At 68.1% G+C, this 19,216-nt stretch carries 19 protein-coding genes and 1 pseudogene; 10 read left to right on the top strand and 10 right to left on the bottom strand.

The genetic code is table 11. The features are described from left to right. Positions 1–45 precede the first annotated feature (45 nt). The gene (gene xseA / locus PSA7680_RS05870) at positions 46–1,566 is read left to right on the top strand and encodes an exodeoxyribonuclease VII large subunit (RefSeq protein ID WP_085867736.1); all 1,521 of its coding nucleotides are present in this window, start codon (positions 46–48) and stop codon (positions 1,564–1,566) included. Positions 1,567–1,659: 93 nt separating this feature from the next. Here xseA and PSA7680_RS05865 read toward each other — a convergent pair whose 3' ends face one another. Both PSA7680_RS05865 and PSA7680_RS05860 read right to left on the bottom strand, forming a co-directional pair. Next, complete coding sequence (locus tag PSA7680_RS05865) at positions 1,660–2,064, bottom strand: hypothetical protein (RefSeq protein ID WP_085867735.1); 405 nt, start codon at positions 2,062–2,064, stop codon at positions 1,660–1,662. Continuing rightward, positions 2,061–2,939 (bottom strand): alkane 1-monooxygenase, encoded by an 879-nt coding sequence (locus tag PSA7680_RS05860; protein ID WP_176244085.1) that lies wholly within the window; start codon positions 2,937–2,939, stop codon positions 2,061–2,063. Before PSA7680_RS05860 ends, PSA7680_RS05865 begins: the two co-directional genes overlap by 4 nt. A 198-nt stretch (positions 2,940–3,137) precedes the next feature. Between PSA7680_RS05860 and PSA7680_RS05855 the strand changes: the two genes are divergently transcribed. Next, the gene (locus PSA7680_RS05855; protein WP_085867733.1) at positions 3,138–4,829 is read left to right on the top strand and encodes an NAD(P)H-dependent oxidoreductase subunit E; all 1,692 of its coding nucleotides are present in this window, start codon (positions 3,138–3,140) and stop codon (positions 4,827–4,829) included. Then, positions 4,829–5,467 carry a lysoplasmalogenase gene (locus PSA7680_RS05850; RefSeq protein WP_085867732.1) on the top strand — a complete coding sequence of 213 codons (639 nt, stop codon included), beginning with the start codon at positions 4,829–4,831 and terminating at the stop codon, positions 5,465–5,467. The genes PSA7680_RS05855 and PSA7680_RS05850 overlap by 1 nt, the downstream gene beginning before the upstream one ends. On the opposite strand, the gene PSA7680_RS05845 is transcribed toward PSA7680_RS05850, so the two are convergent. Further along, entirely contained in the window at positions 5,445–6,188 is a 744-nt protein-coding gene (locus tag PSA7680_RS05845) for a lipopolysaccharide kinase InaA family protein (protein WP_085867731.1), read from the bottom strand. The two genes, PSA7680_RS05850 and PSA7680_RS05845, sit on opposite strands and share 23 nt — an antisense overlap. Before the next feature lie 153 nt (positions 6,189–6,341). Between PSA7680_RS05845 and ftsY the strand changes: the two genes are divergently transcribed. From ftsY to PSA7680_RS05830, 3 genes are all read left to right on the top strand, one after another. Then, the gene (ftsY, locus tag PSA7680_RS05840) at positions 6,342–7,487 is read left to right on the top strand and encodes a signal recognition particle-docking protein FtsY (protein ID WP_085867730.1); all 1,146 of its coding nucleotides are present in this window, start codon (positions 6,342–6,344) and stop codon (positions 7,485–7,487) included. A 171-nt stretch (positions 7,488–7,658) separates the two neighbouring features. Further along, positions 7,659–8,561, top strand: coding sequence for an EamA family transporter (locus tag PSA7680_RS05835; RefSeq protein WP_085867729.1), 903 nt, complete (start codon positions 7,659–7,661; stop codon positions 8,559–8,561). 13 nt (positions 8,562–8,574) lie between these two features. Then, positions 8,575–9,207, top strand: a complete 633-nt coding sequence (locus PSA7680_RS05830) for an inner membrane-spanning protein YciB (protein WP_085867728.1) — start codon at positions 8,575–8,577, stop codon at positions 9,205–9,207. A 12-nt stretch (positions 9,208–9,219) separates the two neighbouring features. Here PSA7680_RS05830 and PSA7680_RS05825 read toward each other — a convergent pair whose 3' ends face one another. The 5 genes from PSA7680_RS05825 to PSA7680_RS05805 form a co-directional block, all read right to left on the bottom strand. Further along, entirely contained in the window at positions 9,220–9,930 is a 711-nt protein-coding gene (locus PSA7680_RS05825; RefSeq protein ID WP_085867727.1) for a glutathione S-transferase N-terminal domain-containing protein, read from the bottom strand. Between the two features lie 86 nt (positions 9,931–10,016). Next, positions 10,017–10,598: a retropepsin-like aspartic protease family protein gene (locus tag PSA7680_RS05820; protein ID WP_085867726.1), complete on the bottom strand. Its 582-nt coding sequence runs from the start codon at positions 10,596–10,598 to the stop codon at positions 10,017–10,019. A 46-nt stretch (positions 10,599–10,644) separates the two neighbouring features. Then, on the bottom strand, positions 10,645–11,298 hold the full coding sequence (locus PSA7680_RS05815; RefSeq protein ID WP_085867725.1) for a MarC family protein: 654 nt from the start codon (positions 11,296–11,298) through the stop codon (positions 10,645–10,647). Positions 11,299–11,302: 4 nt separating this feature from the next. Continuing rightward, complete coding sequence (locus tag PSA7680_RS05810) at positions 11,303–13,150, bottom strand: ABC-F family ATP-binding cassette domain-containing protein (RefSeq protein WP_085867724.1); 1,848 nt, start codon at positions 13,148–13,150, stop codon at positions 11,303–11,305. Positions 13,151–13,307: 157 nt separating this feature from the next. Continuing rightward, positions 13,308–13,838, bottom strand: coding sequence for a DUF2087 domain-containing protein (locus PSA7680_RS05805; protein ID WP_085867723.1), 531 nt, complete (start codon positions 13,836–13,838; stop codon positions 13,308–13,310). Between the two features lie 304 nt (positions 13,839–14,142). On the opposite strand from PSA7680_RS05805, the gene ndk reads away from it, so the two are divergent. Together ndk and PSA7680_RS05795 are read left to right on the top strand one after the other, a co-directional pair. Next, complete coding sequence (gene ndk, locus PSA7680_RS05800; RefSeq protein ID WP_085867722.1) at positions 14,143–14,565, top strand: nucleoside-diphosphate kinase; 423 nt, start codon at positions 14,143–14,145, stop codon at positions 14,563–14,565. 192 nt (positions 14,566–14,757) lie between these two features. Beyond that, the gene (locus PSA7680_RS05795) at positions 14,758–15,510 is read left to right on the top strand and encodes an SDR family NAD(P)-dependent oxidoreductase (RefSeq protein ID WP_085867721.1); all 753 of its coding nucleotides are present in this window, start codon (positions 14,758–14,760) and stop codon (positions 15,508–15,510) included. Here the strand turns inward: PSA7680_RS05795 and PSA7680_RS05790 are convergent, their stop codons facing one another. Beyond that, complete coding sequence (locus PSA7680_RS05790) at positions 15,511–15,840, bottom strand: TfoX/Sxy family DNA transformation protein (RefSeq protein ID WP_085867720.1); 330 nt, start codon at positions 15,838–15,840, stop codon at positions 15,511–15,513. A 60-nt stretch (positions 15,841–15,900) separates the two neighbouring features. After that, positions 15,901–16,119 carry a hypothetical protein gene (locus tag PSA7680_RS05785; protein WP_085867719.1) on the bottom strand — a complete coding sequence of 73 codons (219 nt, stop codon included), beginning with the start codon at positions 16,117–16,119 and terminating at the stop codon, positions 15,901–15,903. A 703-nt stretch (positions 16,120–16,822) separates the two neighbouring features. Here PSA7680_RS05785 and ppk2 point away from each other — a divergent pair. Continuing rightward, positions 16,823–17,763: pseudogene (gene ppk2 / locus PSA7680_RS05780) on the top strand (polyphosphate kinase 2). A 90-nt stretch (positions 17,764–17,853) separates the two neighbouring features. Next, positions 17,854–19,188, top strand: a complete 1,335-nt coding sequence (locus PSA7680_RS05775; RefSeq protein ID WP_245824480.1) for an MATE family efflux transporter — start codon at positions 17,854–17,856, stop codon at positions 19,186–19,188. Positions 19,189–19,216: the final 28 nt, after the last annotated feature.

The following is a 19,216-nucleotide window of genomic DNA, read 5'->3' as shown; positions in this document are numbered from 1 at the left end:
CGGCGCGTTCTAAGGTGGCCGCGCCCACAAGACAAGCGAGCAGTGATGAGCGATTTGTTCGACGATCCCGAACCGGGCGACAACGCCCCCGAGTTCACCGTGTCCGAAATCTCCGGCGCGGTGAAGAAAACCATCGAAGGCACCTTCGGCCACGTCCGCGTGAAAGGCGAGGTTGGGCGGGTGAGCCGCCCGCGCTCGGGCCATGTCTACCTCGATCTGAAAGACGATCGGAACGTGCTCTCCGGCGTGATCTGGAAAGGCGTTTCGGCGCGGCTGCGCACCCAGCCCGAAGAGGGCATGGAGGTGGTGGCCACCGGCAAGCTCACCACCTTCGGCGGGCAGAGCAAATACCAGATGGTGATCGAAGACATTGCCCCCGCCGGCATGGGCGCGCTGATGGCGATGCTGGAAAAGCGCAAGGCGCAGCTGGCCGCCGAGGGGCTCTTCGCGCCCGAGCGCAAGAAGCCGCTGCCCTTCCTGCCCGAGATCATCGGCGTGATCACCTCGCCCTCGGGTGCCGTGATCCGCGACATCCTGCACCGCCTGCGCGATCGCTTCCCCCGCAAGGTGCTGATCTGGCCCGTGGCCGTGCAGGGCGCGAAATGCGCGCCCGAAGTGGCGGCGGCCATCGAAGGCTTCAACCGGCTCACCCCGGGCGGTGCGCTGCCCCGGCCCGATCTGCTGATCGTGGCGCGCGGCGGCGGCTCGATCGAGGATCTCTGGGGCTTCAACGAGGAGATCGTGGCCCGCGCGGCCGCCGCCTCGCGGATCCCGCTGATCTCCGCCGTGGGGCATGAAACCGATACCACGCTGATCGATTTCGTCGCCGACCGCCGCGCTCCCACGCCCACCGCGGCCGCCGAACTGGCGGTGCCGGTGCGGCTGGAGCTGATGGCCGGGCTCGATACGCTCAACGCGCGTCTGCTGCGCGGCCTGGAGCAGGGCGTGCGCCAGCGCCGCCAGCGGCTCTCCGATCTCTCCCGCGCGCTGCCGCGCGCGGATACGCTGCTGGCCGGTCCGCGCCAGCGGCTCGATGCCGCCGCGACCCTGCTGCCGGTGGGGCTCAAAAGCGTCACCGGGGTGAAGCGCGGTCAGCTCTCCAAGGCCGCCGGCCCGCTCACCGCCGCGCTGCTGACACGCCGCATCAAGGAGGAGGCCCGCCGCCTCTCCGACCGAAGTGCCGCGCTTGAGCGCGGCCTGTCGCGCACCGTCGACATCCGCGCGCGCGATCTGGCCCGCGAAGCCAGCCGCCTGCGCCCGGACGCGATCAGCCGCGACATCCAGCGCAAGCAACGCGATCTTGCGGCGCTGTCGGCCCGTTTCGCCCGCGCCGCCTCGGCGCAGGTCACCGGCTGGCAGGCGCGGCTGGACGCGGCGGAACGGATGCGCCAGACGCTGGGCTACACCGAAACCCTCAAACGGGGCTACGCCGTGGTGCGCGGCGAGGGAGGCGTGCTCACGACGCGCTCCGCCGCTGAAGCCGCCAGCCGGCTGGAAATCGAATTCGCCGACGGCCGCCTCGAAGTTCCGGGGGCAAAAAAAACGGATCAGGGCAGCCTGTTCTGAAAACGCTCCGGGAATTCTGGGGCTGAAACATGGCCCCTTCCTCTCGCGCAAAATACCTCGGGGGTGCGGGGGGCAGAGCCCCCGCCCGCGCCGTCAGACGCCCGGCTCCACGCCCTCGCAAGCCAGCGGCGCCGGGCTTTGTTCCAGCTCGTAGAGCGTCGTGGCCTCGGGATCGTTCATGAACCGCGCCATCAGCCGCCCGCCGAGCGAGTAGAAGGCCCAGCATTGCGGCTCGGGCGCGTTCTCGTAGGTGAAACAGACGAGATCGCCGGCGGGGTACCACTCCCCGTCAAGACACTCGCCGTTCAGGAAGGCCCAGCGCACCTTCCGGCCCGGCAGGTATTGCTCCGCGCCATAGACCTGCCCGTTCAGCGCGTAGGTCAGGGTCTTGCCTGAGGTGTAGCCGTCGAAGGCCGCGGGCGGCAGCGCGGTCTCAGCCGTGGCGGGCAGGGCAATGGCTTGATGAACGGCCAGTGCGAGGATCGCGGATCGCCTCATGCCGGCACCTGCGCGTGCAGCATCAACAGGCCCGAGGCCCAATGCGGGCTGTTCCAGCTGTCGGAGGCGGACACCGGCAGGGGCTGCCCCTCCGCATCGGTCGCGCGCTGCAGCCCGTAGTGCTGCACGTAATCCGACTGCAGCAGCTGCATCTGCGAGAAGAAGGCCAGCGGCAGGAAGGCCGCAAGCCCAGCCAGCCCGCCGATGGCGAAGGCCGCCGCGCAAGCCGCCAGCCCGCCCGCAACGTAGAGCCAGTAGGGGTTGCGCAGCCATTTCTGCCAGCGGGCCCGCCCGGCCAGCCGACCGCGCTCCATCTCGTAGCCGGCCACGAAGGAGCCGATCCAGGCGCGCGGCACGAAGGCATAGAAGCTTTCCCCCAGTGCCGGCGTGTTGGGATCCTCCGCGCAGCCCACCCAGCGGTGATGCACCAGCCGGTGCGCGCTGGTGTGGTGGCCGAACAGCAGCGAGATGTAGATCCACTTGCCCAGCCGGAAAGGCAGCCGCGCGGTGCGGTGGATCAGTTCGTGGGCCGCCGAATTGCTCACCTGCCCGAAGTAGAGCACGAAGGCGAGAAACAGCCCGAGCCAGCCCGCAGGCCCAACGGGTGCACCGCCCGACAGCGCCCGGACGGCCAGCCCGAGCAACACGAAATGCGCCACGCCCAGGGCGATCAGCAGCCTGTCGGCAGCCGGAAATTCGCTGGCCGGCGCATTGGGCTCGGCGCCCTGCGCGATCAACATGTCGAGCGCGGCGGTGAACAGGCTCAGGTAGATCAGCGCGGCCGCGATCCAGAGCCCGCCGACGAGGGCGGCGAGCACGAGCAGGGCCACCGGGCAGAGGGTGGCGAGGGTGAAAAAGAGCTGCCGGGGCCGCATGGGGCCATAGTCCTTTCGCCTGCAGGGTCTGGTATGGTTGCACCACGATGGGCGGCGCTTGTCCACCATAAGAACGCCCGGGGCGCAGGCGGCACCGCAACGGGGCCAAATTGCGCGCGAATGGTCGTTTTTGCGGTATGGTCGCTGCAGGGGCAGGCGTTAGATTGCAGGCCAGAGCAAGGAAGCGGGAGTCGCGCAATGGCGCTGGATCAGCAGAAACCGGGGATCTGGAAATCGGGCAGGGGCAAGGGGCGCACAACGCCCAAGGGCCGCCAGCTCGACGAGGCCGCCTGGGAAGAGGTGAAGGCGCTCCTGGGGGATCGCCCCCGCCGGCGCGACCTGCTCATCGAACACCTCCACCTGATCCAGGATGCCCATGGCCACCTGTCGGCGGCCCACCTGCGCGCGCTCGCCGAGGAGATGGGGCTGAGCCAGGCCGAAGTCTACGAGGTGGCCACCTTCTACGCCCATTTCGACGTGGTGAAGGAAGGCGAGGCGCCGCCGCCCGCGCTCACCATCCGCGTCTGCGATTCGCTCTCCTGCGAACTGGCCGGGGCCGAGGCCCTGCGCGCGGCGCTGGAGGAGGGGCTGGACCCGGCCGAGGTGCGCGTGCTGCGCGCGCCCTGCATGGGCCGCTGCGATACCGCCCCGGTGCTGGAACTGGGGCACAACCACATCGATCACGCCACGCCCGAGAAGGTGCGCGCGGCGATCGAAGCCGGGGACACCCACGCCCATGTGCCGCCCTACGAGGATCTCGCCGCCTACCGCGCCAAGGGCGGCTACGGCCCGTTGCTGCGCTGCCGCGCCGGTGAGGTGAGCCCGGAAGAGGCGCGCGACCGCGTGCTCGCCTCCGGCCTGCGCGGGCTCGGCGGCGCGGGCTTCCCGGCCGGGAAGAAATTCGATTTCGTGCGCCTCGCCGAAGGCCCCAAGTATCTCTGCGTCAACGGCGACGAGGGCGAGCCCGGCACCTTCAAGGACCGCTATTATCTGGAGCGCGTGCCCCATCTCTTCCTCGAAGGGATGCTGCTCACCGCATGGGGCGTCGGAGCTGATCGCTGCTACATCTACATGCGCGACGAATACCCGGCGGTGCTGGAGATCCTGCGCCGCGAGATCGCCGCGCTCGAAGCCGAAGGGCTGGCGGCGCCGGGCTTCATCGAACTGCGCCGCGGGGCCGGGGCCTACATCTGCGGCGAAGAAAGCGCGATGATCGAATCCATTGAGGGCAAACGCGGCCTGCCGCGCCACCGCCCGCCCTACGTGGCGCAGGTGGGGCTCTTCGGCCGCCCGACGCTGGTGCACAACGTCGAAACCCTGCACTGGATCGCCCACATCGCCCATGAAGGCCCCGAGATCCTCTCCGGGGTGGAGAAGAACGGCCGTTCAGGGCTGCGCAGCTATTCCGTTTCGGGCCGCGTGGCCAAGCCGGGCGTCTACCTGCTGCCCGCCGGCTCCACCATCACCGACATCATCGCCGCCGCCGGTGGCATGGCGGAAGGGCACAGCTTCATGGCCTACCAGCCGGGCGGCCCGTCCTCCGGGCTGCTGCCGGCCTCGATGGATGACATCCCGCTGGATTTCGACACGCTCCAGCCCCACGGCACCTTCATCGGCTCCGCCGCCGTGGTGGTGCTCTCGGATCAGGACAGCGCGCGCGAGGCGGCGCTCAACATGCTGCGCTTCTTCGAGGATGAAAGCTGCGGTCAGTGCACGCCCTGCCGGGTGGGCTGCGAGAAGGCGGTCAAGCTGATGCAGGCCGAGCGCTGGGATCAGCCGCTGCTGGAAGAGCTCTGCACCGCCATGGCCGATGCCTCCATCTGCGGCCTCGGGCAGGCCGCGCCCAACCCGATCCGGCTGGTGATGAAACACTTCGGCCACGAGATCTGATGCCGCAGCTTGCCTTGCTTGCCGGGCTCGTGCTGGCGGGCCTCTACCTGCCGTGGCTGGATCGTGCGCCGTCAGCGCTGCGCAGCCTGCTCAAGACGCTGCCCGTGGTCGTCTTCGCCCTTGGTGCCCTTGTGGCGGATGCGCCCTTGCTGGCCGTGGCGCTCGGCGCCTGCGCCCTCGGGGATCTGGCGCTTTCGCGCGATGGCGAGCGCGCGTTTCTGGCGGGAATGGCGGCTTTTGCCCTCGGCCACCTCTTGTACATCGCGAACATTCTGCAACTTTCAGCAAGCGACAACCTGCTGAATCTTCCGTGGCTGGCTTTCCCTTTCCTGCTTTTGGCGGCTTCCACCGAGATCTGGCTGCGCCCCCATACGGGCGCCTTCCTCTGGCCGGTGCGCGGCTACGTGGCGATCATCACGGCGATGGGGATGGCGGCGCTTTCGGTGCCGGATGCGCCGCTGGTGGCGCTGGGCGCGGCGAGCTTCGTGCTGTCGGACCTGCTTCTTGCGATCTTCCTCTTCCGGCTTTCGGAAGATCATCCCGCGCGCGGATGGGTGAGCTTGGGCGTCTGGATCACCTACATCGGCGCGCAGGCGCTGCTTTCGATGGGGCTGCTCAGCCTTGCGGGGGTTGGCTGAAGAGGGCGAGCGTCAGCGGTACCGCCTTGAATTCGAGGTTCTTCTTGTCTTTCCGGTTCCGCAGCGGGCGGCTGAGCGGCTCCACCCAGCGCAGCCGGGCGCACAGGGCGCTGGCCGCCTCCCACACGCCGCCCGGATCCGCCGCGCGATAGGCGGCGGCCGCCGCCTGCGCTTCCGGGCAGTCGCGCCCCAGCGTGGCGAAGATGTTGAAGAGGAAGATCACCAGATCGTTGCGGTGGCCCTTCGGCGTGTTTCGGCTTGGTGAATAGCGCTCCAGGTCAAGGAAGGTGATCCGGCCCTCCTGCCAGCAGATGTCGCGCGGGGCGGGGCGCCCGTGGGAGAGCCCCTTGCCGTGCATCGCCGCCAGTTCCCGCGCCGCAGCCTCGAAAGCCGCGCGCCGCTCCGCCTCCGGCCAGCCGTCCTGCCGCAGCATCGCCTGAAGGCTGGTGCCGCTGTCGGAAAGGGCCATGAAATCAGGGCCTTCCGCAAGGATCTTCGGAACCGGAACGCCCCGCTCGCCCAGCGTGTGAAGGGCGCGGCGCTCGGCCTCGAAGGCCTTGGCGCTGTCGCCCTTTGTCAGCCTGCGGCGCAGCGGCGGACGCTCCTTCTGCTTCACCCAGACGCGCTGGCCGCCCACCTCGACCGGCGCCACCCGCGCCTTGCTGCGGGCCAGATGCGCCTGCACGGCGGCGTCGATGTCGTCTTGGGTCGGGGCTGTCATGGCGGGCCGCTGAATTGGAAAGGCCCGCGCTATATAGGCGCCCGGAAGCACGGCCACAACGCCCCGCCGTGCCGGCCCCTTTCACCGCGCCCCCTTTTCACCGCGCCCATCCTCCATTAGGTGAAGGAAAACCCGCGCAAGAGGCCAGGCCCCATGTCGTTCTTCAAGAAACTCCGTAGCAAGATGTTCAAATCCTCCTCTCGGCTGGAGGAAGGGCTCGAGGCCATCGTCGAGGATGGCGGCGCGGAAGAGATCGTGGAGCAGGCCCCGGCGCACCAATCCGAGGCACCCCAACCCGAGGCCCCGCAACCCGAGGCCCCGGCAGCCGCCGCGCCCGCGTCCGCACCTGCGCCGCAGCCCGATCCGGGCCGCAATCCGGCGCCCGCCACCGAGCCCGCGCCGCAGCAACCCGAAAGTGCCAGCCTTCTCAACCGCCTGCTGGGCGGTGAGCGCAAGGCCGTCGTGCGTCGCGAACTCGACGACGAGATGCTCGAAAGCCTCGAAGAGCTGCTCATCACCTCCGACATGGGCGTGGACACCGCCATGCGCGTCACCGCGAACATGGCCGAGGGGCGCTACGGCAAACGCCTCTCCACCGAGGAGATCAAGCGCCTGCTCGCCGACGAGATCGCCCGCATCATGGAGCCCGTCGCCCGCCCGATGCCGCTCTATGCCAAGCGTCCGCAGGTGGTGCTGGTGGTCGGGGTCAACGGCTCCGGCAAGACGACGACCATCGGCAAGCTCGCCAGCCAGTTCAAGGCGGCTGGCAAATCGGTGGTGATCGCCGCCGGCGATACCTTCCGCGCCGCTGCCGTGGAGCAGCTTCAGGTCTGGGGCGAACGCGCCGGCGTGCCGGTGCTCACCGCGCCCGAGGGCTCTGATCCGGCCAGCCTCGCCTATGACGCCATGACCAAGGCGCAGGAAGAGGGTGCCGACCTCCTGATGATCGATACCGCCGGCCGCCTGCAGAACCGCGCCGACCTGATGGAGGAACTGGCCAAGATCGTCCGCGTGATCCGCAAGAAGGACGAAACCGCCCCCCACAACACGCTGCTCGTGCTCGATGCCACCACCGGCCAGAATGCGCTCTCGCAGGTGGAGACCTTCCGGAAACTCGCCGATGTCTCGGGCCTCGTGATGACCAAGCTCGACGGCACCGCCCGCGGCGGCGTGCTCGTGGCGCTGGCCGACAAGTTCGGCCTGCCGATCCACGCCATCGGCGTCGGCGAGCAGATCGACGATCTCGCCCCCTTCGATCCCGAGGATTTCGCCCGCGCCCTGACGGGGCTCGATGGCTGACCTTCTCTTCTGACCGGAGGTATCCGAAAAGGGGGAGCGACCTCTCCGCGGCTTGCACAAGGCACCTCACGGGCGTATGGCGGGGGCCGGTCGGGCCGTTGGGGCTGCCCGGCCAGACCGATCATCGCGGCCTGACGAGGGAAGGGGCTGCAAGCAGTTGGAACCCGACCCATGAGCGATTGGCTCCTGTCCATCGAAGGCACCGAGGCCGCACGCCCGATCGCCCTAGGCCTTGCGCTGCTGGCGGCCTTCCTGCACGCCGTCTTCGGGGCGCTGCAGAAGGGGCGCCACGATCCTTGGCTGTCGCGCGGGGCGATCGATTTCTGCTACGGCGCCATCGCAGCGCCCTTCGCGCTTTTCGTGGTGCCCTGGCCCGAGCCGCACATGTGGCCGATTTTCGGCTGGGCCTTCGTGATCCACCTGATCTACAAGGTCCTCCAGGCCAAGACCTACACGCTCGGGGCCTATACGGTCGTCTACCCGGTGGTGCGCGGCACGGGGCCGCTCTTCGCGGTGATCGGGGCGGGGCTGATCTTCCACGAAAGCTTCTCGCCGCTGCAGTGGCTGGGTGTCGCCGTGCTGCTGGCCGGGATCTACGGCTTTGCCGTCTACAACCTGAAATTCACGGTGGTGAACCGCGAGAACCTGCCGCTTGCGCTCCTGTTCGCGGTGATCACCGGCATCTTCGTGGCGCTCTACACCACCTATGACGCCTACGGCATCCGTGCCACGGCCAACCCCTTCACCTTCCTCGCGTGGTTCTTCCTGATCGACGGTCTGGCCATGCCCATCTATGCCGCGTGGCGCTGGAAACACATGGAAGTGCGCCCCACGCTCGGCCCGCTGCTCAGACGCGGGGTGCTGGGGGCCTTCGTGGCCTATTTCAGCTTCGGCTCGATCATGCTCGCCACCCGGATCGACAGCGTCGGCCAGGCCGCGGTAATGCGCGAAACCAGCACGCTCTTTGCCGCGCTGATCGGCTGGCTCGTGCTGAAAGAGAGCGTCGGCCCGCGCCGGCTGGCACTGATGGGGTTGATTGCGCTGGGCGCGGTGATAGTTGAGTTGGGCGGTTAGGAAAGCGAGCGAGATGAGCGAAAGCGACGTGGAAAAACCCGAAACCCGGACGGTGAACCCCTTCCTGAAGATGGCGCTCGAACTGGGCCCGATCGCGGCCTTCTTCATCGGCTACGTCCGGCTGAAGGATACGATGTTCACCATCGGCGGCACCGAGTACGAAGGCTTCATCGTGGTCACGGCAGCCTTCATCCCGATCCTGCTGGCCTGCACGGCGATCCTCTGGATGCTCACCGGGAAGCTTTCCAAGATGCAGATCGTGACGGCGGTGCTGGTGGTGCTCTTCGGCGGGCTGTCCGTCTGGTTCAACGACGAGCGCTTCTTCAAGATGAAGCCGACGATGATCTACCTGCTCTTCGGGGGCGTGCTGGGCTTCGGCCTGCTGCGCGGCGAAAGCTACCTGCGCGTGGTGATGGAGGAGGCGCTGCCGATGCAGGAGGAGGGTTGGATGATCCTCACCCGCCGCCTCTGCGCCTTCTTCCTCGGGCTGGCGGTGCTGAACGAAGTGATCTGGCGCACGATGAGCACCGATGCCTGGGTCAACTTCAAGACCTTCGGCCTCACGGCGGCCGTCTTCCTGTTCTTCATGACCCAGAGCAAACTGTTCCAGACCTACGCGCTGGAAGAGGACGAGGGCGCGGAGTAGCGCGCGTCTGCGCTAGCTGCGCTGCTTGCCGAAGAGCACGTCCTGCGCGCCTTTCTCCTTGCGGAAATCGCCGCGCAGTTCGGCGGCCAGCGCGCGGCCGGCCTTGACGCCGGGGCGGGCGGCGCAGGTTTCCAGCCAGCGGGCCATGTGGGGTTTGTCCTCCAGGGTCTGCTGCTGGCCTTCCCAGAGCGAGGCCCAGCCCCAGATCGCCATGTCGGCAATCGAGAAGAAATCCCCGGCGACGTAAGCGTGTTTCGCCAGCTGGCGATCCAGCACCCCGTAGAGCCGCGCGACCTCGTTGCGGTAGCGATCCTTGGCGTAGGGCAGATCCTGCGGCGGATCCATCGCGGGCGCGTATTTCAGGAAGTGGTGGGCCTGCCCCGCCATCGGCCCGAGCCCGCCCATCTGCCACATCAGCCATTGATCCACCGCGATCCGCTCGCGCTGGGTCTCGCCGTAGAAACGGCCCGTCTTGCGGGCGAGATACTGCAGGATGGCGCCGCTTTCGAAGATCGAGATCGGCGCGCCGCCGGGGCCGTCCGGGTCCACGATGGCAGGCATCCGGTTGTTGGGGGAGATCGCGAGGAACTCAGGCGCGAACTGTTCGCCCTTGCCGATATTGATGAGGTTCAGCCGGTAGGGCAGCGCCATTTCCTCCAGCGCGATGGAGATCTTCCACCCGTTCGGCGTGGGCCAGAAATAGAGCTCGATCGGTTGCTGCATGGGGGCGCCTCTTCGCTGGTGTTGCAGCCCGCATGGTTTCCGCGATTGCGCCCCGGCGCAAGGCCCCATCGGGCTGTTTCCCGGCCCTAGCGCTCCAGGTGCAGCGCGTCGCCCTCGATCCGGATCGTGCCGTAGCGTTGCAGGTAGCTCATCCCCAGCAGCGATTCCGACATCTCGCCTTCGTTCACGTAGGCCGGGACGTTCCGGTCGATGACATCGCCGAGCACCAGTTCATCGAGCTTCACCCGCGCCGTGCGCACGATGCCGTTGGCGGTGTTGGCGGCGTTGACGTAGGCCAGTTCGCCCGCATCCAGCCCGACCCGCGCGGCATCGCGTTGCGTGAGCACGATGTTGGTGGCGCCGGTGTCCACCACGAAGCGCACGGGGGTGCCGTTGACCTCGAGCGTGGCGTAGAAGTGGCCATTCGGGGCGCGGGGCAGGGTGATCTCACCGCTGCCTTCGACGTAGCTCTGGCGGGGCATCACGTCGCGGCGGATGTCGCCCCAGAGGCCGACGGCCGCGATGGCGCCGACGAAGATCAGCACCCAGACGAGCGCCTGTTGCAGCACCTTGCCCTTGCTGGCGCGGTTCTGGGCGAAGAACCACAGCGTTACCGCGCAGCCCAGCAGGACGAGGTAGAACACGCTTCCGATCTGATCTCCGCTCATGGGGCCTCCGGTGGGGTTGCCCCTCACATGTAGGCAGCGCGCGCGCTCAGTGAAGGGGGGCGCCGCCGGTCTGGGCCATGAAACCGGCCACGCCGTCGAGCACGAACTGCACCGAAAGTGCCGCCAGCAGCATGCCCAGAAGCCGGGTCACCACGAGGATCCCGGTGTCGCCCAGCACCCGCTCCAGCAGCGGCGCCATGTGGAACAGCACGAAGACGACGAGCACCACGAAGACCATCACCGCCATGTAGGCGGCATAGAGCGCCGGGTCGCCCTCGGCCTGCCCGGTGAGCAGGATCATGGTGGCGATGGCGCCCGGCCCGGCGATCAGCGGGATGCCGAGCGGAAAGATCGAGGGATCGTCGCGGTGGTCCTCGTCGGCCTGTGCGTTCTCGGCCTGATCTTGCCGGCGCTTGGTGCGGCGTTCGAACAGCATGTCGAGCGCGGTGAGAAAGAGCAGGATGCCCCCGGCCACGCGGAAGGCCGAAAGCGAGATGCCGAGGAACTGCAGAAGGGAATCGCCGAACAGGCCGAACACGGTGAGCACGCCCACGCCCACGAGGCAGGCGCGGCGGGCAATGGCGCGGCGGCGTTCATCGCCCATGCCCTGCGTCATGGCGAGGTAGAGCGGCGCGAGGCCGATCGGATCGATCACCACGAAGAGCGCCACGAAGGCGGTGATGAGTGCGGTTGCGTCCATGCCGTCAGCCTTCTGCCGCTTCCAGTTTTTCCAGGGCCTTCATCCAGAGATCCTCAGCCCGATCGAGCCCTTCCATCACCTCGGCGTATTTCTTCTGCCAAGCGACGGCCTTCTCGGCGTCGGGGCCGTCATAGAGGCCCGGCTGCCCGAGGCGTTCGGCCAGAGTATCGCGCATCTCGTTGAGCTTGTTGACTCTTTCTTCGCACTTGCGCACCTCCGCCCGCAGCGCGAGGATCGCATCGCGCGAGGGGCGCTTGGGTGCGGGCTTTTCCTTGGCCGGCCGCGCCGGGGCATCGGCGGTGAGCAGCATCTTCCGGTAGGCTTCCAGATCCTCCTCGTAAGGGGTCACGGTGCCGTCCTTCACCAGCCACAGCCTGTCGGCCACCAGCGAGAGCAGGTGCATGTCGTGGCTGACCAGCACCACCGCGCCGGAATAGGCGGTGAGCGCTTCCACCAGCGCCTCGCGGCTTTCGATGTCGAGGTGGTTCGTCGGCTCGTCGAGGATCAGCAGGTGTGGGGCGTCGATGGTGGCCAGCAGCAGGGACAGCCGCGCTTTCTGGCCGCCCGAGAGCCGGCCGACCTCGGTTTCGGCCTGGTCCGCCATCAGGCCGAAGCCCGCCAGCCGCGCGCGCAGGCGGGCCGGGGTTTCGTCCGGGCGCAGCCTTTGCAGGTGCTGAAGCGGCGTCTCCTCGACGTGGAGTTCGTCCACCTGGTGCTGGGCGAAATAGCCGATCCGCAGCTTGTTGGCGGTGATCATGCGCCCGCTCATCGGCTGCAGCCGGCCCGAGATCAGCTTGGAGAGCGTGGATTTGCCCTGGCCGTTCCTGCCCAGCAGCGCAATGCGGTCATCCTGATCGATGCGCAGCGACAGGCGCGAGAGCACCGGCGTGCCGTCATAGCCCACCTGCGCGCCCTCCATGTTGACGATGGGGGGCGACAGCTCTTCCGGTTCGGGGAAGGTGAACACCCGTTTCGCGGCCTCTTCCGGCGCGGCGATGGGCTCCATCCGTTCGATCATCTTCAGCCGGGCCTGCGCCTGCTTGGCCTTGGACGCCTTGTAGCGGAAGCGGTCCACGAAGCTTTGCATATGGGCCTTGCGGGCTTCCTGCTTCTTGGCCATCGCGGCCTGCACGGCGCGCTGCTCGGCGCGGGTGCGGGCGAAGGTATCGTAGGGGCCCTGGTAGTAAGTCAGCTTGCGGTCTTCCAGGTGCAGGATGCCGCCCACGGCGCGGTTCAGCAGGCCCCGGTCATGGGAGATGATGATGACCGTGTGCGGGTATTTCGCAAGGTAGCTTTCCAGCCAGAGCGCGCCTTCGAGATCGAGGTAGTTCGTCGGCTCGTCCAGCAGCAGCAGGTCGGGCTGGGCAAAGAGCACCGCCGCCAGCGCCACGCGCATGCGCCAGCCGCCGGAGAAGGCGGAGCAGGGCATGAGCTGTTCTTCCGCATCGAAGCCGAGCCCCTTCAGGATCGAGGAGGCGCGGCCTTCCGCGCTCCAGGCGTCGATGTCGGCCAGCCGCGTCTGGATCTCGGCGATGCGGTTGGGATCGGTGGCGATTTCGGCCTCCGCCATCAGGCTCGCGCGCTCTGTGTCGGCGGCCAGCACCGTGTCGAGCAGGGAAGTCTCAGACGAGGGGACCTCCTGTGCCACCCCGCCGATGCGGGCGCGGCTGGGCAGGGTGATCTCGCCGCTCTCCAGCGCCAACTCGCCCCGGATCAGGCGGAAGAGCGTGGTTTTCCCGGCGCCGTTGCGCCCCACGAGGCCGACCTTGTGGCCGGTGGGAATCACGGCGGAGGCGCCCTCGAAGAGGGGGCGGCCTTCGACGGCGTAGGAAATATCGGAAATCTTCAACATGGCCGCGCTCTAGCAGAGCCGGCGCGGCCATGAAAGGGGGGGGTGAAGCGCGGCGCGTTTTAGGGAGGCCAGCCCCGGGCTCTGGGTGGGGGCGAAAGCCCCCTCCCGTGGGGAGGGTCGGGGGCTGGCCGGCTGCGCCGGCTGATTGACCTTGCGGCTACGCTTGTGCCTTCACCGCGCGGATCAGGGCAAGCGCCGCATCGGGCGGGCGCTGTTCCACCCGGCGGTAGACGGCGCCGTCATTGGTGCGCCACAGCAGGCCCGCGCTGACAAGCGAGCGGCGCAGCAGCGCGTGATCGCCGAAGTTGTGGCCCTCGGTGATGGCGGCGTTCACTTCCGGCTCGGTCATCTCCCGCCGGGGCGGCAGGCGATCCCACAGGGGCCAGAGGCAGAGCGCCTGCACGCCGCGCAGCTTGGGCCAGCGGCGCATCCGGCCCTTGGTGAAGACCATCAGCGCCCGGCGGTCGGGTTCGGGCAGCGGGCTGGCCTCGGCCTCGGCGCGCAAGGATTGGTAGTTGCGCTTGCCGGCGGCCCGCGCCACCACGCCCATCATCTCGAGATGGCCGGGCAGGCCCTCGACCTTGGCGAGTTCGCTGCGCAACGCCTTGGTGAAGCTGGAAAGATCCGCGATGTAGAGGCTGATCTCATCGCGCTGTTTGGGCGCCTTGGCGCCGGTCTGGGTCGTCATCGTTTCCTCGATCGGTCGCGCGGAAGAGTCGGGTGGTGCCGTGTGTCGCCCTTGACGGCCCGCGCGCGACGCGGGTCGGGAATGCGGAGATGTGCGTCTCACAGGTTTAGCGTGGCGCATGCGCCGGCGACGACTGGGTGAACTGCGGACCCTGCACCCCTCTTACGCGCTTTGGCCCGAAGCGGCAAGCGCACAGGCGGATTCGCGGCTTTTCATGGGCCGGATGGCATGTTAGAGGGGCGGCGAAATTCAGACGCCCGCCGCGATCCCCGCGCCCGGGCACCAGAACCGAAAGAGCTGTATCATGGCCATTCAACGCACCTTCTCCATCATCAAGCCCGACGCCACCAAGCGCAACCTGACCGGCGCCATCAACGCCAAGCTGGAGGCCGCCGGCCTGCGCATCATCGCCCAGAAGCGCATCCACCTGACCAAGGCCCAGGCCGGCGAGTTCTACGCCGTGCACAAGGAGCGCCCCTTCTACGACGAACTCTGCGAGTTCATGGCGTCCGGCCCGATCGTGGTGCAGGTTCTGGAAGGCGAAGACGCCATCGCGAAGAACCGCGAAGTGATGGGCGCAACCAACCCGGCCGAAGCCGCCGAAGGCACCATCCGCAAGGAATTCGCCCTGTCCATCGGTGAAAACTCCGTCCACGGCTCCGACGCGCCGGAAACCGCCGCCGTCGAGATCGCCTACTTCTTCTCCGGCCTCGAGCTGGTCGGCTGATACGCCATACCTTCCCGCTTCGGCGGGATCCCCCGGGAACTTTGCTCGTTTCCGAAGTCGGCGGGTTGCGCAAGCGGCCCGCCGATTTGCGTTTCCGTTTTGCAGCGCGGGTGGGGGCGCCCCGCTTCGCAAGCCGGCTTTCCCTCCGCACCGCACGCCGCTACCGTGGCGCCGGATACAGGAGGAAACCCCATGACAAAATGTGCCCTCGTCACCGGAGCCGCCCGCGGGATCGGGCTGGCCACCGTCCGCCTTTTTCTTGAAGAGGGTTGGCGTGTGGCGATGGTGGACCGCGACGGCACCGAACTGGCCGCGGCCGCCGCGGCGCTGGGCCCGCAGGTCTGCGCGCTCGAAGCCGACGTGTCCGAGCCCGGGCAGGTTGCCGCGATGGTGGAGGCCGCCGTGGCTTTCGGCGGCGGGCTGGACGCGCTGGTGAACAACGCCGGCGTTGCGGAGTTCGGCCCCATCGCGGACTGCGATTTCGCCATGTGGCGCCGGGTGATGGCGACGAACCTCGACGGGGTGTTCCTCTGTTCGCAGGCCGCGGCCCCGGCGCTGGCCGCCCGGAAGGGGGCGATCGTCAACATCGGGTCGATCTCGGGGCTGCGGGCCTCCACGCTGCGCGTCGCCTACGGCACCTCCAAGGCGGCGGTGATCCAGTTGACGAAGCAGCAGGCGGCGGAACTGGGCGAGCAGGGGGTGCGCGCCAACTGCGTCTGCCCCGGACCGGTGCGCACCAAGCTCGCGATGGCCGTCCACAGCCAGGAGATCATCGACGCCTACCACGACGCCATCCCGCTCAACCGCTACGGCAGCGAGCGCGAGATCGCGGAGGCGATCGTGTTTCTCTGTTCGGAGAAGGCCAGCTACATCACCGGGCAGGTGCTGGCCGTCGATGGCGGGTTCGAAAGCACCGGGGTGGGGCTGCCCGCGCTGCGGAAGTGATCACCGCCGGGTGCCGGTGCCGATCTCGTTGAGGATGCCCTCGATCCCGGCCAGCGGGTTGGGGCCGGCCTCGGCCTTGATCGCGTCGAAACGGGCGCGCAGGGCCTCTTTCTCCTTGCCCTTGCAATCGTTCCACGGGCGGCCCTGAAGCCCCATGACCATGGCGTAATAGCCGATGAAATGCGGCCGCGTGCCGGCCTGAAGCAGCTTCTTGTAGGCGGCGTCCGGGCCCATCTCGATCAGCTCTTCCGCGGAGCGGATCCCCGCGCGGGCAAAGCTTTCGTCGGAGGCGGGGCCGAGGTTGCGGATGCTGGAAACGGGGCGCGGCACGAGGGGCTCCTGCTTGGTCGTGGCCGCAGGATAACCGCAGGCGCCGGCAGTGAAAACCGCTCAGATGCTGGCCCAGTCGGTGAACCGGAAAGCCGCCGGCGCCTTGCTGTCGGAAGGGCGCGCGGTGGCCCGGTGCTTCGCAGGCCGGGGCAATCGCGGGGTCGCCGTGGCGGGGCGGGCGAGGGCGGCCGCGGCAAGCAGGGCGGGCTGCGGCGGCGTGCCGGCGTGACGCCGCGCAACCGTGGGGTGCCGGAAGGCTGTGGGGGGCGTGATCATCATGGGGCGCTCCTTCCTTGAGGGCGATGCCGGGCCCACGCGCGCGCGGGCCCGGATACTCGTCGTCAGATACTGGTTACGGGCTGCGCCGCACGGGCGGCGCATGGGGCAAGTTTCGCAGGCTTTTGTGCATCCCTGATGCCGCCAATGTGACCGTTCGGTGGAGCGGTCCGGCGCAGGGGCGCATTCCTGCCTGCTTCCTTAACGTGCCCTTGCCGCGGCTTTGGCTCTGCCTCACTTTCGGATAGGTCAAGGGGCAAACGGCTGCCCGCCCCCGCCAGGCGCACAGGACGGCGCATCCGTTCAGCGGACTTCGATTTCGGAAGGCCCAGACAAATGGACGGGGACCGCCGGGCAGCGGCCCCCGCCTTGGTGATTGAACTGGGATTTTTCCACGTTGGGGATGAAGACGTTTCGGAAAAAACCCGGTGATCAGAACCGGGTCAACAGCTTATGGGGATTGTCTGTTTACCCGCCATGGGGTTGGTCACTCACTCCTTGCCCACACATATCACCAGCTTCGAGCGTAGCGAGTCGCCCGCCACCGGGCAAGCCTGTTGATGGGGCGCGGGTGCGGGGCTGCGTGAAACTTTCATGACATCGCTTGACCCATGTCATGGCGCCGCCGCGCTCCGCGCGCCAAGGAATACGGCGAAACCGTTGCGAGAGAGGAGCCGAGATGACCCCGAAGGATGCCGTTCAGTCCATGCCCGAAACGACACAGGCAAAGGGGGATGCGCCGAAATCTCCTGCGCGTCCCATCCCCGAAGGCTCTGCCGCCACGGCGCCCCGCCCCTCGCCCGAGAAGGTGCGCGAAGCCTTCGAAAGCGGCGCCTACCCCTACAGCCAGCGCATGGGCCGCGCCGCCTACGAGGCGGAGAAGGCCAGGCTTCAGGCCGAGCTTCTGAAGGTGCAGCTCTGGGCGCAGGAGAGCGGGCAGAAATTCGTGCTTCTGTTCGAGGGGCGCGACGCCGCCGGCAAGGGCGGCACCATCAAGCGCTTCATGGAGCACCTCAACCCGCGCCAGGCCCGCGTCGTGGCGCTGAACAAACCCACCGACGAAGAACGCGGGCAGTGGTATTTCCAGCGCTACGTCACCCATCTGCCCACCGCCGGCGAAATGGTCTTCTACGATCGCAGCTGGTACAACCGGGCCGGCGTCGAGCGGGTGATGAACTTCTGCACCCCCAACGAGTATCTCGAATGCGGCAGGCGCCGGAGTTCGAGCGGATGCTGGTGCGCTCGGGCATCCGCCTGCACAAATACTGGTTCTCCGTCACCCGGGAGGAGCAGAAGAAGCGCTTCCAGTCGCGCGAGACCGATCCGCTGAAGCGCTGGAAACTCTCTCCGATCGACAAGGCTTCGCTGGCGAAATGGGATGACTACACCGAGGCCAAGGAGGCGATGTTCTTCTACACCGACACCGCCGATGCGCCCTGGACGATCGTCAAGTCCAACGACAAGAAGCGCGCCCGCATCCATTGCATGCGCCACTTCCTCTCCACGGTGGACTACCCCGACAAGGATCCCGAGATCGCCCTGCCGCCGGACCCGCTGATCGTGGGCAGCGCCGGGCACGTGGTGCATGGCTCCGATCACATCCTGGGGGCTTCCCTGCATCCGGACCTGCGCCATACGGGGGGCTGAGCCGCCGCGCTTTCCCGGCTTGCCGGGGCAGCGCAAAGCGCCTAAGCGTGGGGCATGTCCCAAGTTCGCCCGATTTTTCAGCACGTAAAGATGATTCTCACGCTTGGGCTGCCGCTGATCGGCTCCCACCTGGCGCAATTCGCCATCGGCGTGACCGATACGGTGATGATGGGCTGGTACGGCGTCGCGGAACTGGCCGCCGTCGTGCTGGGATCCTCGCTCTTCTTCGTGATCTACATCTTCGGCTCGGGCTTCGCGCTGGCGGTGATGCCGATGGTGGCCGAGGCCAGCGAGGCCGGCGATGAAACCGAGGTGCGCAGGGCCACGCGCATGGGCATGTGGCTCTCGATCGCCTACAGCCTGCTGGTGTTGCCGCTGTTCTGGAATTCCGGGGCGCTGCTGTCCCTGCTGGGGCAGGGCGATGAACTGGCCGCCAACGCGCGCGACTACATGCGCATCGCCGGCTTCGGCGTGCTGCCCGCGCTGCTGGTGATGGCGCTCAAGAGCTTCCTGTCGGGGCTGGAGCGCACGCAGATCATCCTTTGGGTCTCGATCGCCGGGGCGGTGCTGAACGGGCTGCTGAACTGGATCTTCATCTTCGGCAACCTCGGCGCGCCCGAGATGGGCGTGAAGGGCGCGGCGCTGGCCAGCGCGCTGGCCAACGGCGCCACTCTGGTGATGTTCGCCGCCTATGCCGGGCTCGCCCGCCCGCTGCGCGGCTACGTGCTGTTCCAGCGGTTCTGGAAGCCCGACATGGAGGCGATGAAACGCGTGTTCCTGCTGGGCTGGCCGATCAGCGTCACCCTGCTGGCCGAGGTGGGGCTCTTCGCCGGCGCGGCGGTGCTGGTGGGCTGGATCGGCACGCGCGAAGTGGCCGCCCACGGCATCGCGCTGCAGGTCTCCTCCGCCACCTTCCTCGTGCACCTGGGCCTCTCCAACGCCGCCACCGTGCGCGCCGGGCGCGCGCTGGGCCGCGGCGAGGTCGAGGATCTCAAGCGCGGAAGCCGCGTGGTGCTGGGCATGTCGATGCTCTTCGCCTGCGCCACCGTCGTCGTCTTCTTCACCGTGCCCGAGCTGATCACCGGGCTCTTCCTCGCGCCGGACAACCCGGACCGCGGAACCATCATCCCGCTCGCCAGCGCCCTGCTGATCATCTCGGGCTTCTTCCAGCTCGTGGACGGCGCACAGGCCGTGGCGCTCGGCCTGCTGCGCGGCGTGAAGGACACCCGCGCACCCATGGTGATCGCGGCCTTCAGCTACTGGGGCGTGGGGATGCCCGGCAGCTACGTCATCGGCTTCGTGCTGGGCTACGGCGTACACGGGGTCTGGTACGGGCTGGTGCTGGGGCTGGCTTCGGCCGCGGTGCTCCTGCTGGCGCGCTTCTGGATCTGGACGGTGCCGCGCCTCGCCGGGGCCGCGGCCTGACAATGCCCTGACACGGGCCGGGCCGATG

The sequence above is a fragment of the Pseudoruegeria aquimaris genome, assembly GCF_900172235.1.
Classification (GTDB): Bacteria; Pseudomonadota; Alphaproteobacteria; order Rhodobacterales; family Rhodobacteraceae; genus Pseudoruegeria; species Pseudoruegeria aquimaris.
The sequence above is the reverse complement of the archived record's forward strand: the minus strand, read 5'-3'. Positions and strand labels throughout refer to the sequence as shown.